Origin of the sequence: Thalassovita mangrovi (assembly GCF_009857745.1) — a bacterium.
Taxonomy (GTDB): domain Bacteria; phylum Pseudomonadota; class Alphaproteobacteria; order Rhodobacterales; family Rhodobacteraceae; genus Thalassobius; species Thalassobius mangrovi.
In genome coordinates this window covers 696,709-710,440 of record NZ_WWEN01000002.1, presented here as the reverse complement: position 1 = coordinate 710,440, position 13,732 = coordinate 696,709, and the positions used below count along the sequence as shown (strand labels likewise).

The following is a 13,732-nucleotide window of genomic DNA, read 5'->3' as shown; positions in this document are numbered from 1 at the left end:
TTTCGCGCTTTCCATTTCCTTCCCGGCATGATCTAAAATCTGCGGAACCTATTTTCGCATAGAGGAATGAGGGAGGAGACATGGATTTCGGGATTCGGGAGGAGAACCGGAAGCTGCTGGACCGCGTCGCAGCGATGGTGCGCGACGAGATCGAGCCGCTGAACGAGGAATACGAGGCCGAGATCGCCAAGGGCGATCGTTGGCAATATACCGAGCGGCAATCGGAAATCCTCGAAGGGCTGAAGGCCAAGGCCAAGGCCGAGGGGTTGTGGAATTTCTGGCTGACCGACAGTGACAAGGGCTTCGGGCTCTCCACCGTCGAATACGCCTATTTCGCCGAGGAAATGGGCAAGACGCCGCTGGGCGCGGAAGTGTTCAACTGTTCCGCCCCCGATACCGGCAACATGGAAGTGCTGGAACGCTACGGTACGCCTGCGCTGAAGGAAAAGTGGCTGATGCCGCTGCTGGCGGGGGAAATCCGCTCGGCCTATTGCATGACCGAACCCGATGTCGCGTCCTCGGATGCCACCAACATTTCGATGTCCTGCGTCCGTGACGGCGACGAATACGTGCTGAACGGCGAAAAATGGTGGGCGTCGGGTGCGGGCGATCCGCGCTGTGCCGTCTATATCGTGATGGTGAAGACCGGCGGCGAAGAGCAGCCGAAACACCAGCGCCACAGCATGATCGTGGTGGATGCGAAATCCGAAGGGATTGAAATCATCCGCCCGATGCAGGTCTATGGCGCCGACGACGCGCCGCACGGCCATATGCATATGCGTTTCACCGACGTGCGGGTGCCAGCGGAAAACCTGCTGCTGGGCGAAGGCCGCGGCTTCGAGATTTCGCAAGGCCGGCTTGGACCGGGGCGCATCCACCACTGCATGCGCGCCATCGGCCAGGCGGAATCGGCGCTGGAACTGATGTGCAAACGGTCGCTGGAGCGAGAAGCCTTCGGCAAGGCGATCGCGCATCTGGGCGCCAATTACGACATCATCGCCGAATGCCGGATGGAGATCGAACAGGCCCGGCTGCTGTGCCTGAAGGCTGCGTGGTACATGGACCAGGGCGATGCCCGCGCTGCCGCGCCGTGGATTTCGATGATCAAGACGGTGGCGCCGCGCATGGCGCTGAAGGTGATCGACGAGGCGTCGCAGATCTTCGGCGCCCAAGGGATCAGCCAAGACACGCCGCTGGCGCATAAATGGACCCATGTGCGGACCCTGCGGCTGGCCGACGGTCCCGACGCGGTGCACCGCCGCCAGATTGCGCGCTCCGAGCTGCGTAAATACACGCAGCAAAAAGTCTGAAAACGGGAGGGGGGCCTTGGCCCCCCTCTTGGCCTTTGGCCAATTCACCCCCCCAAGGTATTTTCACCAAGATGAAAGCAGGGGGGCTTTTCTTCTTCTGTTTTCAAATATCCCGGGGGGAGTCGTGGCTTGCCACGACGGTGGGCAGCGCCCCCGATCCGCTTCGTCGCAAGGCGAAGCAAAGCCTGTGCGCCGCAGGCGCTCTGTTGGGAAAGGGTGGCCGTTACTCGGCGGGCTGGAAGCCCTCGATCAGCTGGCGCAAGCCAAAGGCGGCACCGGCGAAGATCGCCGCGAAGGTGACGGGGGCGGAAAAGGCCAGCATCGAAAACGCCGACACGCCCTGGCCGATGGTGCAGCCAAGCGCCAGCACCGCGCCGACGCCCATCAGGATCGCGCCGGTGATCTGGCGGCGCAATTCGCGCGGATCCTCGCAGGCTTCCCAGCGGAAATGCCCCTTGAACAGCGACCCGATGAAGGCGCCGAGCGCCACGCCGGCCACCGATCCCACCGCGAAGGAGGGCAGCCGCGCCGAGGCGGTCATCAGGTAGAGCAGGCTTTCGCCCACCGGGGCGGAAAAACTATGCGACACCACCGGGACTTCCTCGAAGCCGTGGGTGGCGACCCAGGAACTGCCGGCCCAGCCCGAGGTGACGGCGACGCCGACTACCACCGACCAGAAGATGGCCTTGGGATCGGACAGCAGATCCTTGCTGGCCAGCGCGGCGAGGGTGATCAGCACGCCGATGATCAGGCCGATCGCATTGACCGGCATCCCGGTCCAGTTGCCGATCATATGGGCCAGGCCCGGCGGCACGTCGTTGACCACGTCCTGCTGGGGGAAAATCATCACCCGCAGCCCGGCCAGCGGCCCCGACAGCACCACATAGGCGCTCACCCCCATCACCACCACGATGACGAAGGCGCGCAGGTCGCCGCCGCCCAGCCGCGCGATCGAGCCGTAGCCGCAATTGCCCGCCAGCGCCATGCCATAGCCGAACATGAGCCCGCCCAGGATCGAGGCGACCGGCATCCAGCGGATCGACAGGTAATAGGTGTCTTCGGTGCGCAGCAGCCCGAGCGCGGACAGCCCGAAGCCGCCGATCACCGCCACGCCGATGGCCAGGATCCACATCCGCATGCGCCGGCTCGAACCGCCATAGAGCACGTCTTCGATCGCGCCCATGGTGCAGAAGCGGCCCAGTCGCGCCGCCAGGCCCAGCAATACGCCGCCGAACAGCCCGACCAGGGCAACGGCTAGTTCCTCACCGAGTAGATCAAGCATGAAAGGGTCTCTCCCTTGACCGGACGCGGAGACCGGGCTGTTCAGCCGCGGGCCGTGTCGGTGCAGAACAATTCGTAAACCAGTTCCAGTATACGGCGGGGGCGGTCATCGGCCAATCGATAGTAGATCGCCTTGCCTTCGCGGCGCGGGATCACCAGCCCTTCGAGCCGCAGGCGCGACAGCTGCTGCGAAACGGCCGCCTGGCGGGCCGACAGCAATTCTTCGAGTTCGGTCACCGATTTTTCCCCGGTCACCAGGTGACACAGGATCATCAGCCGGCCTTCGTGGCTGACGGCTTTGAGGAAATTGGACGCCGTGGTCGCGTTGTCCACGATCAGGTCCATTTCTTCTTCGGTTATGGTGTCGTCAAACATCGGCAATCCCATGCAACACCTCGGGCAAGTCTGTTCCGCGCTTAAATCTGGGCCCTTCTGCCCAATTTGGGGCTCTTCGTCCAGCCCGACGCGGCGTTCAGACGCCATTTTCAGGTCGCTCCGCCGAAATCTGTCTTGGCTTTGAGCATCATTTCCAGCAGGCCCCAGAAGAAATCTTCGCCCGGATAACCTTCGATCCTGCCGATTTCCTTGCCGTCCTCGACCAGCACGAAAGTGGGGGTGAAAACGATCTTGCGGTCGAAACTGAGGTCTTCGGGAACGTCATCGGCGATGTCGATGATGCGCAGCGGCGCGTATTGACCGGCAGCGGTATTGGGATAGATCGGACCCAGGTCCTTCTTCCATGCGAGGCAGTAATGGCACCCTTGGCGTTCGACCATGATCAGTTCTGCCGCCTGCGTCAAAGCCGGGGCAAGGATCAGAATGAACGGGGCGAGAAAGCGAAAAATAATCTGCATGGCACGGTATACATTAGATTGACGCAAGTATTTTAAACAACGTAATATGAATATGTGAATTGTTCAAGGGAGGAGCGCTAATGCTGATGGATATCAGCCTTTGGAGCGCATTTGTTGGCGGAATCGTCGTGTTTTTTTCGCCGTGTATTTTGCCGATTGTACCGTTTTACCTGTCTTACATGGCAGGGGTGGGCATGAATCAGATCACCGGAGATGGAGAATTGGCGCCGGGCGCGCGGATGCGCCTGATCGCGGCAGCGGTGATGTTTTCGCTGGGGATGATGACCGTCTTCACCATTCTCGGGGCAGGGGCCTTCGCGGTCAGCACGCTGTTCAAGCAGAACATGGATTGGTTCAGCTATGTGGCGGCCGGGATCGTCCTTATCATGGGGCTGCATTTCCTCGGCGTCTTCCGGATCGGGTTCCTGGATCGCCAGTTCCAGATGAATGCCGGCGACACCGCCAATATGACGGTGCTGAGTTCCTATTTCGTGGGCGTGGCCTTCATGGCGGGCTGGACGCCCTGCGTGGGCGGCGTTCTGACCGGGGTGTTCATGATGGCCAGCACCGATGACACCGCCTGGCAGGGATTGCTCATGGTGGTCGTCTTCGGGGCGGGCGTGGTGCTGCCCTTCATTATCGCGGCGCTGTTCACGGCGCCGTTCATGAAATTTGCCGGCCGTTTCCGTCAGCATCTGGGTAAGATGGAAAAGGTGATGGGGGCGCTGCTGATCCTGTTCGCGATCCTGATCCTGACGGGGTCGGTCAACGAGATTGCCAATTGGATGCTGGAAGCCTTCCCAAGCTTCCAGTCGATTTGAGAGAGTAGGGAGGGTTGATATGAAACTGACCAAACGGGGATTGCTGGCGGCGGGGCTGGCGGTGGGGCTGAACGCGGCGCTGCCGGCCTGGGCGGCCGAGATCGGCGATGACGGGCTGCACAAGGAGCCCTGGATGCGCGACACCTTCAAGGACCTGCGCGAGGACCTGGCCGAGGCCAACGCCGAAGGCAAGCGGCTGGCGGTGATGGTGGAGCAGCGCGGCTGCATCTACTGCAAGAAGATGCACGAGGAGATCTATCCCGATCCGTGGGTTTCCGACTACATCTCGGAAAACTTCTTCGTGGTGCAGCTCAATCTGCACGGCAACGATTCGGCGACCGATTTCGATGGCGAGGAAATGGAACAGTCCGCGATGATGCGCAAATGGGGGATTCTGTTCACCCCGACCGTTCTTTTCTTCCCCGAAGAGGTGCCCGAAGGCGTGCCCGCGCCGCAAGCGGCCGTTGCAATGATGCCGGGGGCTTTCGGAAAGCAGACAACCTATGATATGTTCGTCTGGGTGAACGAAAAACGATACCTGCTTGATAACGGTGAGGATTTTCAACGCTACCATGCGCGCAAGATTTCCGAGCGGAATAATCAGTAGCGCAGATACATAATTCGTAACGTAGATAGGGGTTTGGGGGTTTCAAATGAAATTCACTTCTGTGAATTTGATGTTGCGTCCGGGTCCTTTGTCGACTACCGTACACCAAGCTAACACAGCCAAAGAACTGGTAGCCAAGGGAGGAATCATGAGGCTTTCAACACTGACACTGGCGGCACTGCTCGCTGCCGGGACGGCAAGCGCCAACCCGGTCACCTATGCAGACGTGGTTTTCAATGAAGATGGCGGCGTTGAGGCTTCGCTGACGGGCGTGGCCGGCAACCCTGAAGAGGGCGCCAAGATCTTTTCCACCAAAAGCATGGGGAACTGCGTTGCCTGTCACGAGGTTTCCACGCTGGATGCCCCCTTCCCGGGGAACGTAGGTCCGATGCTGGATGGGGTCGCCGATCGTTGGGATGCAACCCAGCTGCGCGGCATCCTTGTCAATGCAAAGATGACCTATGAAGGCACGGTCATGCCGGCCTATTTCAAAACCGACGGGTTTACCCGTCCGGGTAACGCCTATACCGGCAAAGCGCCGGACGGTCCGCTGGATCCGCTGTTGTCGGCTCAGCAAATCGAAGACGTGGTCGCGTTCCTGAGCACTCTGAAAGAGTGATCGGGTTGACCAGTAAGTAATGGAGTTAAATATGGAATTCTCAAGACGCGATACGCTGGCGCTTGGGCTGGGGGCCGCGGCACTGACCGTTCTGCCGTTCCAGGTCAACGCGGCTGCTGAAGACGCAATTGCCGCCTTCACCGGTGGCGCAGACGTTGCCGAAGGCGGTGTCAACCTGACCGCGCCCGAAATCGCCGAAAACGGTAACACCGTTCCGGTTTCGGTCGAAGCTGCAGGCGCAAGCGAAATCCTGCTGCTGGCGACCGGCAACCCGACCCCGGGCGTGGCAACCTTCAAGTTCGGCGAACTGGCCGGTTCGCAGTCGGCATCGACTCGTATCCGTCTGGCCGGCACCCAGGACGTCGTCGCCATCGCCAAAATGGCTGACGGTTCCTTCGCGAAGGCTGCTTCGACCGTTAAGGTCACCATCGGCGGCTGCGGCGGCTAATCAGGTTCAAGGAGAAGAAAAATGGCAGAAGGTGTAAAACCCCGCGTCAAGGCCCCGAAAAAGGCCGCAGCTGGCGAAACCGTCACGCTGAAAACCCTGATCAGCCACAAGATGGAATCGGGTCAGCGCAAGAACAAGGATGGTTCGATCATTCCGCGTTCGATCATCAATCGCTTCACTTGCGAGTTCAACGGCAAGTCCGTCATCGACGTGACCCTGGAGCCGGCGATCTCGACCAACCCCTATTTCGAATTCGAGGCCATCGTGCCCGAAGCCGGTGAATTCAAGTTCACCTGGTATGACGATGACGGGTCGGTCTACGAAGACGCCAAGCCGGTAGAAGTCGCTTAATAATAATAGCGCCTTGTCCCTTCCCGGGGGCAAGGCAGCTTATACAGGGAGGAAGCTAGATGAAATTCAAGCCAATGAGCGCAATCGCAGTCCTGGCCTTGTCGGTTCCGACGCTGGGTATGGCGGATGCGGATGATGACAGCCTGGTCATCAACGGCGAAATTGAAATCGTGACCAAGGCCCCGGCGCCGGCACACCTTGAAGGTGCGCTGGACGAAATCATGTCGGGCTGGCATTTCCGTGACGACGCCACCCAGGCAATGGAAATGGACGATTTCGACAATCCCGGTATGCTGTTTGTCGAAAACGCCATGGGCGTTTGGGAAACCGTTGACGGTAGCGAAGGCAAGTCCTGCGCCTCCTGCCACGGCGATGTCGCGGAAAGCATGAAGGGCGTCAAGGCGGTCTATCCGAAGTGGAACGAAGCCGCTGGCGAAGTTCGCAACCTGCAGATGCAGTTCAACGACTGCCGCACCAACCGGATGGGCGCCGAAGCCTGGGGTTATGACGCGGGTCCCGCCAAGGACATGGAAGCGCTGATCGCTTCGGTGTCGCGCGGTATGCCGGTCAATGTGGCGATCGACGGACCGGCCAAGGCGATGTGGGAAAAGGGCAAGGAAATGTTCTACACCCGCACCGGTCAGCTGGACCTGTCCTGCGCAAGCTGCCACGAGCAAAACTACGGCAACATGATCCGCGCTGACCACCTCAGCCAGGGTCAGATCAACGCCTTCCCGGTGTACCGTCTCAAGGACACGAAGCTGACCACCCCGCAGGGCCGCTTCAAGGGGTGCGTGCGCGATACCCGTGCCGAAACCTACAAGCCGGGCAGCGAGGATTTCCTCGCGCTGGAACTCTATGTCGCAAGCCGCGGCAACGGGCTGTCGGTCGAAGGACCGTCGGTGCGTAACTAAGATACCTTCCGGGGGCGCCGCAGAAGGTGCCCCCGGACAACAACTATAAATCTCAGCAGGTTGAATTCAGGTCAGAAACTGGCCTAACCTCTGGTCCATAGGGTCAGGGGCTTGGTTTACTATAACTGTTCGGAGCTTTGTGCAATGATCTCCCGCCGCGACTTCCTCCAGGTCTCAATGGCTGCATCCGCGATGCTTGGCGCATCCGGTTTCGGTAACTGGGCCCGCCTCGCCGCACAGCAGAAACTGACTCAGGATCAGCTGCTGGAATTCGATACTTTCGGCAACGTATCGCTGATTCACATCACCGATATTCACGCTCAGCTGAAGCCGATCTATTTCCGTGAACCCGAAATCAACCTCGGTGTTGGCGCTGCCCGCGGGCAGGTGCCGCACATCACCGGCGCCGATTTCCGCAAGATGTACGGCATCGCAGACGGGTCTCCCTCGGCCTATGCGCTGACCTATGACGACTTCACCTCGCTGGCCCGTGGCTATGGCAAGGTCGGTGGTCTGGATCGCGTGTCCACCGTGATCAACGCGATCCGCGCAGACCGTCCCGACGCGCTGCTGCTGGATGGCGGCGACACCTGGCACGGCTCCTACACCTGCTATCACACCGAAGGCCAGGACATGGTCAACGTGATGAACGCGCTGAAGCCTGATGCGATGACCTTCCACTGGGAATTCACCCTGGGCAGCGAACGCGTGCGCGAAATCGTGCAGGACCTGCCCTTCGCGGCCCTGGGCGCCAACATCTTCGACGCCGAGTGGGACGAACCGGCGGAAGATTTCGCCCCCTACAAGATGTTCGAACGCGGTGGCGTGAAAATCGCCGTTGTCGGTCAGGCCTTCCCCTACATGCCGATCGCCAACCCGCGCTGGATGTTCCCCGAGTACAGCTTCGGTATCCGTGACGAGCGGATGCAGGAAGTCGTCGACGAGGCACGCGGCGAAGGCGCCGAGCTGGTCGTGCTGCTGAGCCACAACGGCTTCGACGTGGACAAGAAGATGGCGTCCCGCGTCAAAGGTATCGACGTGATCCTGTCGGGCCACACCCATGACGCGGTTCCCGAACCGGTCCTGGTCGGCGAGACGATCATCATCGCGTCGGGCTCGAACGGCAAATTCGTCAGCCGCGTCGATCTGGACGTGCGTGACGGCCGCATGATGGGCTTCCGCCACAAGCTGATCCCGATCTTCTCGGACGTGATCACCCCCGATCCGGTGGTGACCAAGCTGATCGACGAACAGCGCGCGCCGCACCTGGACAAGATGTCCGAAGTGATCGGCCGCACCGACGATGCCAGCGTTCTGTATCGCCGCGGCAACTTCAACGGCACCTGGGACGACCTGATCTGCGACGCGCTGCTGAGCGAACGCGAAGCCGATATCGCCATGTCGCCGGGCGTCCGCTGGGGTCCGTCGATCCTGCCGGGTCAGGACATCACCCGCGAAGACATCTGGAACGTGACCTCGATGACCTATGGTGAAGCTTACCGGACCGAAATGACCGGCGAGTACATCAAGGTGGTTCTGGAAGACGTGGCCGACAACCTGTTCAACACCGATCCCTACTACCAGCAGGGCGGTGACATGGTCCGCATCGGCGGCATGGGCTACACGATCGACGTGACCAAGCCGCAAGGCGAACGGATCAGCGGTCTGACCATGCTGAAGACCGGCGAATCGGTCGATCCGGCCAAGACCTATGTGGTTGCCGGCTGGGCCAGCGTGAACGAAGGCACCGAAGGCCCGCAAATCTGGGATGTGGTCGAAAGCCATATCCGCAAGCAAGGCACCGTCTCGGTGCAACCGCGCGACAACGTTAAGGTGGTTGGGGCTTAAAAGCCCCAACCGCGACCTCTTGGCGCATTACTGTCCATAACAAATTCACGCAAATGAATTTGATGATTTAACTAGGAGGCAAAGACAAATGACCGTCCGCTTCACTGGCAAGAAGCCCTCGCGGCGCGCGTTCCTGAAAGGGACGCTGGCGTCGACGGCGGGGGTAGTAGCCGGAGCCGGGGCAGCAAACGCTGCTGGCCCCGATCCCCTGATCACCGAAAAGCAGGAATGGGCAATGGGCACCGGCGAAGGTGTCGATGCAACGCCCTACGGCCTGCCGATCAAATACGAAGACGATGTGATCCGTCGCAACGTCGAATGGCTGACCGCCGACACGATCAGCTCGATCAACTTCTCGCCGATCCACGCGCTGGACGGCACCATCACCCCGCAGGGCTGTGCGTTCGAACGCCACCACTCGGGCGCGATCGAGCTGCGCAAGGAAGACTACCGGCTGATGATCAACGGCCTGGTCGACACGCCGCTGGTCTTCACCTACGAAGACCTGGAACGCTTCCCGCGCGTCAACAAAACCTTCTTCCTGGAATGCGCGGCGAACACCGGAATGGAATGGGCCGGCGCACAGCTGAACGGCGCCCAGTTCACCCACGGCATGATCCATAACATGGAATATTCCGGCGTGACCCTGCGCACCCTGCTGGAAGAGGCGGGCCTGAACGCCGCCGGCGACCTGAAGGACAAATGGGTCTATGTCGAAGGCGCCGACGCGTCCTCGAACGGCCGCTCGATCCCGATGGAAAAGGCGCTGGACGACTGCATGATCGCCTTCAAGGCCAACGGCGAAGCGCTGCGCAAGGAACACGGTTACCCCGCGCGTCTGGTCGTTCCCGGCTGGGAAGGCAACATGTGGGTCAAGTGGATCCGTCGTATCGAAGTTTCGGACTCTGCGGTCGAAAGCCGCGAAGAGACCTCGAAATACACCGACACGCTGGAAGACGGCACCAGCCGCAAGTGGACCTGGGTCATGGACGCCAAATCGGTCGTCACCTCGCCCAGCCCGCAATCGCCGATCAAGCATGGCAAGGGCCCGCTGGTCATCACCGGTCTGGCCTGGTCGGGCCGTGGCGCGATCACCCGCGTCGACGTGTCCAAGGACGGCGGCAAGACTTGGGAAACCGCGCGTCTGGCCAACCCCGGTCAGCCGATGGCTCTGACCCGCTTCTATCTCGACACCGAGTGGAACGGCGAAGAAATGTTCCTGCAGTCGCGTGCCATGGATGAAACCGGCTATGTCCAGCCGACCAAGGCAATGCTGCGCGAAGTCCGTGGCGAAAACTCTGTGTATCACAACAACTGCATTCAGACCTGGTGGGTCAAGGCAGATGGGGAGGCCGAAAATGTCGAAGTATCGTAATCTCCTGATCGGTTCCGCACTGGTCGCCATGACCGCGTCGCCGGCCCTGGCCGGGAAGCTGGGCCTGGGCCGCGAGGCGCTGCCGGAAGAAATCGCCGCCTGGAACCTCGACGTGCATCCCGACGGATCCGGCCTGCCGGTCGGTTCGGGGTCGGTCGAAGACGGTGAAGTGGTTTTCATCGAAAACTGCGCCGTCTGCCACGGTGAATTCGCCGAAGGTTCCGGCAACTGGCCGAAACTGGCCGGTGGCGAAGGCTCCCTGGCCGACAAGGACCCGCTGAAGACCGTGGGGTCCTACTGGCCCTACCTGTCGACCGTGTACGACTATGTCCGCCGTTCGATGCCGTTCGGTGCCGCTCAGACCATGAGCGATGACGACGTCTATGCGATCGTGGCCTACATCCTGTATTCGAACTACCTGGTCGAAGACGACTTCGTTCTGTCGAACGAAAACTTCCTGGATGTGGAAATGCCCAACGCGGGCGGGTTCATCGTCGATGACCGCAACACGTCCGAGGCGCATTTCTGGACCGAACCTTGCATGGAAAACTGCAAGGAAGGCGAGGTGAAGATCACCATGCGCGCCACGGTTCTGGACGTGACCCCGGAAGAGGAAGGCGCCGCGGAAGAAGCTGCTGCTGAAGAAGCACCGGCAGAAACCGCTGCCCCGGTTGAGGAAGCCAAGGCTGAAGAGCCTGCGGCGGAACCGGCAGCCGAGCCCGCTGCGACCGAAACCGCGGCTCTCGACCCCGAACTGGTCGCGGCCGGTGAAAAGGTCTTCAAGAAGTGCAAGGCCTGCCACCAGGTGGGCGAAGGCGCCAAGAACAAGACCGGTCCGGTTCTGAACGGTATCGTCGGCCACCCGGCCGGTGCGATCGAGGGCTTCAAGTATTCCAAGGGGATGCAGGAGTTCGGCGAATCCGGCGGTGTCTGGACCGAAGAAAACCTGGCCCACTTCCTGAGCAAGCCGAAGGACTTCATCAACAAGACCAAGATGTCCTTTGCCGGCCTGAAGAAGGAAGACGACATCAAGGCGGTTACGGAATACCTGAAATCCGTTTCCCAGTAAAAATTTTCGCATAGCGAGTGCAGGCGGGGCCATCGAAAGATGGCCCCGTTTTGTGTTTTTGCCACTGTTTGACGTGATAGGGGCACGATTTCGGGGGAAACGACGCTCGTGAGGCGTCTGTTCATTCCAAGAGCTGTCTTTCTTGCCCTGGCTCGGGGCACTTGTGTCCGTCGGTCCGGTCCTGGCCTGGGCTGGCGATCAGGCCAGGCGACGACGGACGCACATGCAGTCATGGTTTTCCATCAGCCCGAAACGCTCAGGCGCCAGGGCATCGACCCCGACGTCTGGTAGCGGCTCTGCCCGGCCTCACAGCCAGTATTTGCGGTAGGAATTGGGGTTGTTGCCATATTTCTTGCGGAAGGCGCGGGCCAGGTGGCTGGACGAGCGGAACCCGGTCGCCGCCGCGATTTCGGTCACCGTCATGTCGGTTTCGTTCAGAAACCCGTAGGCCCGGGTCAGCCGCAGCCCGTTGTAATAGGACATCGGGCTTTGCCCCAGGTAGCGTTTGAATAGCCGCTCGATCTGGCGCCGCGACACGCCCAGCCGGGTGCACAGCTCGGCCATCGACAGCGGTTCCTCCAGCGCGCTTTCCATCACCCGGATCGCTTCCAGCAGGTTGCGGTTGCGGGTGCCGATGGTGAAGGAGCGCGCCGATTTCTGCGGTGAATTGACCGGCCCGGTGCGCGTGTGCAGGCACATGTCGGCCACCAGCGTCGCCAGGTCCGGCCCGTGCCGTTCCTCGATCAGCGCCAGCATCATGTCGATCGCCGAATTGCCGCCGCCGCAGGTCATCACCTTGCCGTCGATTTCATAGATATTGGGCGAGGGCACCAGCTCGGGATAGGCCTCGGCGAATCCGTCGTGGTTTTCCCAGTGCAGGGTGAAGCGCCGCCCGTTCAAAAGCCCCGCCTCGGCCAGCGCGAAGGCACCGGTGCAGATACCGCCCAGCGGCCGGCCGAACCGGTCTTCGCGGCGCAGCCAGTTGATCGTCTTTTCCGAGGCGATTCCATTCGGCGCGATGGAGGAACAGACGAATCCCATCGCATTGGCCGGCATGGGTTCCAGCGCCATGTCCGGGGTCACCTTGACCCCGGTCGAACAACGCACCGGTTCGCCGTCTTCGGTCATGGTGAACCAGCGATAGAGCTTCGATTTGGTCAGCTGGTTGGCGATCCGCAGCGGTTCGATGGCCGAGGCCACCGCCAGCATCGTCGTGTTGGGCAGCAGCAGGAAATAGAAATCCTGCGGTTCACCTTCGAATTTCATCGGGAAATTGGCGGTGGCCGCGCGCTGGATAAAGTGGTCTTGTTGCATCTCTGGTCTTGGAACGGGCAAAACGGCGGGAATCCGGAACTGATCCGGCGCAAGAAGGATTAGGCCGGGTCCGGAATCGACCCTATACGTTTTGCGCCGCCGCTGGCAAGAATTGCGACAACTGGCCGTCCGATCCCCCTGTTTGTGACAAATGAACGTCCTGCCCTTGTAGTCGGTTTGGCGCAGCACTAAGATTCTATGCGGATTTGGTCGATAATGATCATGACGGTAAGCAACAGGCAGGCGGAAATGAAAGATCCCTTAGAAGTTTACATGAACACCCTGGTCCCGATGGTGGTGGAACAAACCTCCCGCGGCGAACGGGCCTACGACATCTTCTCGCGCCTGCTGAAAGAGCGCATCATTTTCGTCAACGGTCCGGTGCATGACGGCATGTCCAGCCTGATCGTGGCGCAGCTGCTGCACCTCGAGGCGGAAAACCCGTCCAAGGAAATCAGCATGTACATCAACTCGCCGGGCGGCGTGGTGACCAGCGGCCTGTCGATCTACGACACCATGCAGTACATCAAACCCAAGGTGTCGACCCTGGTGATCGGCCAGGCGGCCTCGATGGGGTCGCTGCTGCTGACCGCGGGCGCGCCGGGGATGCGGTTCTCGCTGCCCAACAGCCGGGTGATGGTGCACCAGCCCTCGGGCGGCTTCCAAGGCCAGGCGACGGATATCATGATCCACGCCGAAGAGACGCTGAAACTGAAGAAGCGTCTGAACGAAATCTACGTCCACCACACCAACCAGACGCTGGAAAAAGTCGAACAGGCGCTCGAGCGCGACAACTTCATGTCGCCCGAGGAAGCCAAGGCCTGGGGCCTGATCGACGAAATCGTGTCCAGCCGGGCGTCGGGGGAAGACGACAAGGGCGCCACGTAACGGCGTCGGCATGGGGCCGCCCCCGGCGGCCCT

The 13,732-nt window shown here is 60.9% G+C and carries 15 protein-coding genes; 11 read left to right on the top strand and 4 right to left on the bottom strand.

Annotated features, from left to right (window positions below; genetic code table 11):
- Positions 1-80: 80 nt before the first annotated feature.
- Positions 81-1,310, top strand: a complete 1,230-nt coding sequence (locus tag GR167_RS05225) for an acyl-CoA dehydrogenase family protein (protein WP_160972370.1) — start codon at positions 81-83, stop codon at positions 1,308-1,310.
- A 223-nt stretch (positions 1,311-1,533) separates the two neighbouring features.
- On the opposite strand, the gene GR167_RS05220 is transcribed toward GR167_RS05225, so the two are convergent.
- From GR167_RS05220 to GR167_RS05210, 3 genes are all read right to left on the bottom strand, one after another.
- Complete coding sequence (locus GR167_RS05220) at positions 1,534-2,592, bottom strand: YeeE/YedE family protein (protein WP_160972369.1); 1,059 nt, start codon at positions 2,590-2,592, stop codon at positions 1,534-1,536.
- 41 nt (positions 2,593-2,633) lie between these two features.
- Positions 2,634-2,978, bottom strand: coding sequence for an ArsR/SmtB family transcription factor (locus GR167_RS05215; RefSeq protein ID WP_160972368.1), 345 nt, complete (start codon positions 2,976-2,978; stop codon positions 2,634-2,636).
- A 98-nt stretch (positions 2,979-3,076) separates the two neighbouring features.
- Positions 3,077-3,445, bottom strand: a complete 369-nt coding sequence (locus GR167_RS05210) for a thioredoxin fold domain-containing protein (RefSeq protein WP_160972367.1) — start codon at positions 3,443-3,445, stop codon at positions 3,077-3,079.
- Positions 3,446-3,525: 80 nt separating this feature from the next.
- Here GR167_RS05210 and GR167_RS05205 point away from each other — a divergent pair, with 80 nt between their 5' ends.
- The 9 genes from GR167_RS05205 (at position 3,526) to GR167_RS05165 (ending at position 11,497) form a co-directional block, all read left to right on the top strand.
- On the top strand, positions 3,526-4,266 hold the full coding sequence (locus GR167_RS05205; protein WP_306419551.1) for a cytochrome c biogenesis CcdA family protein: 741 nt from the start codon (positions 3,526-3,528) through the stop codon (positions 4,264-4,266).
- A 19-nt stretch (positions 4,267-4,285) separates the two neighbouring features.
- Positions 4,286-4,873, top strand: a complete 588-nt coding sequence (locus tag GR167_RS05200) for a thioredoxin family protein (protein ID WP_160972366.1) — start codon at positions 4,286-4,288, stop codon at positions 4,871-4,873.
- A gap of 148 nt (positions 4,874-5,021) precedes the next feature.
- Positions 5,022-5,492, top strand: a complete 471-nt coding sequence (gene soxX / locus GR167_RS05195; protein ID WP_160972655.1) for a sulfur oxidation c-type cytochrome SoxX — start codon at positions 5,022-5,024, stop codon at positions 5,490-5,492.
- A gap of 31 nt (positions 5,493-5,523) precedes the next feature.
- Complete coding sequence (soxY, locus tag GR167_RS05190) at positions 5,524-5,940, top strand: thiosulfate oxidation carrier protein SoxY (protein ID WP_160972365.1); 417 nt, start codon at positions 5,524-5,526, stop codon at positions 5,938-5,940.
- Between the two features lie 21 nt (positions 5,941-5,961).
- Positions 5,962-6,291 (top strand): thiosulfate oxidation carrier complex protein SoxZ, encoded by a 330-nt coding sequence (gene soxZ / locus GR167_RS05185; protein WP_160972364.1) that lies wholly within the window; start codon positions 5,962-5,964, stop codon positions 6,289-6,291.
- A gap of 59 nt (positions 6,292-6,350) precedes the next feature.
- Positions 6,351-7,205, top strand: a complete 855-nt coding sequence (soxA, locus tag GR167_RS05180) for a sulfur oxidation c-type cytochrome SoxA (RefSeq protein ID WP_160972363.1) — start codon at positions 6,351-6,353, stop codon at positions 7,203-7,205.
- A gap of 144 nt (positions 7,206-7,349) precedes the next feature.
- Positions 7,350-9,053 carry a thiosulfohydrolase SoxB gene (gene soxB / locus GR167_RS05175; RefSeq protein WP_160972362.1) on the top strand — a complete coding sequence of 568 codons (1,704 nt, stop codon included), beginning with the start codon at positions 7,350-7,352 and terminating at the stop codon, positions 9,051-9,053.
- A gap of 88 nt (positions 9,054-9,141) precedes the next feature.
- A complete protein-coding gene (gene soxC / locus GR167_RS05170; RefSeq protein WP_160972361.1) occupies positions 9,142-10,428 on the top strand; it encodes a sulfite dehydrogenase in 1,287 nt (428 codons plus the stop codon).
- Positions 10,412-11,497: a c-type cytochrome gene (locus GR167_RS05165; RefSeq protein ID WP_160972360.1), complete on the top strand. Its 1,086-nt coding sequence runs from the start codon at positions 10,412-10,414 to the stop codon at positions 11,495-11,497. Before soxC ends, GR167_RS05165 begins: the two co-directional genes overlap by 17 nt.
- Before the next feature lie 306 nt (positions 11,498-11,803).
- Here the strand turns inward: GR167_RS05165 and GR167_RS05160 are convergent, their stop codons facing one another.
- Positions 11,804-12,811 carry a GlxA family transcriptional regulator gene (locus GR167_RS05160; protein WP_160972359.1) on the bottom strand — a complete coding sequence of 336 codons (1,008 nt, stop codon included), beginning with the start codon at positions 12,809-12,811 and terminating at the stop codon, positions 11,804-11,806.
- A 249-nt stretch (positions 12,812-13,060) separates the two neighbouring features.
- On the opposite strand from GR167_RS05160, the gene GR167_RS05155 reads away from it, so the two are divergent.
- On the top strand, positions 13,061-13,699 hold the full coding sequence (locus GR167_RS05155) for an ATP-dependent Clp protease proteolytic subunit (RefSeq protein WP_160972358.1): 639 nt from the start codon (positions 13,061-13,063) through the stop codon (positions 13,697-13,699).
- Positions 13,700-13,732 lie beyond the last annotated feature (33 nt).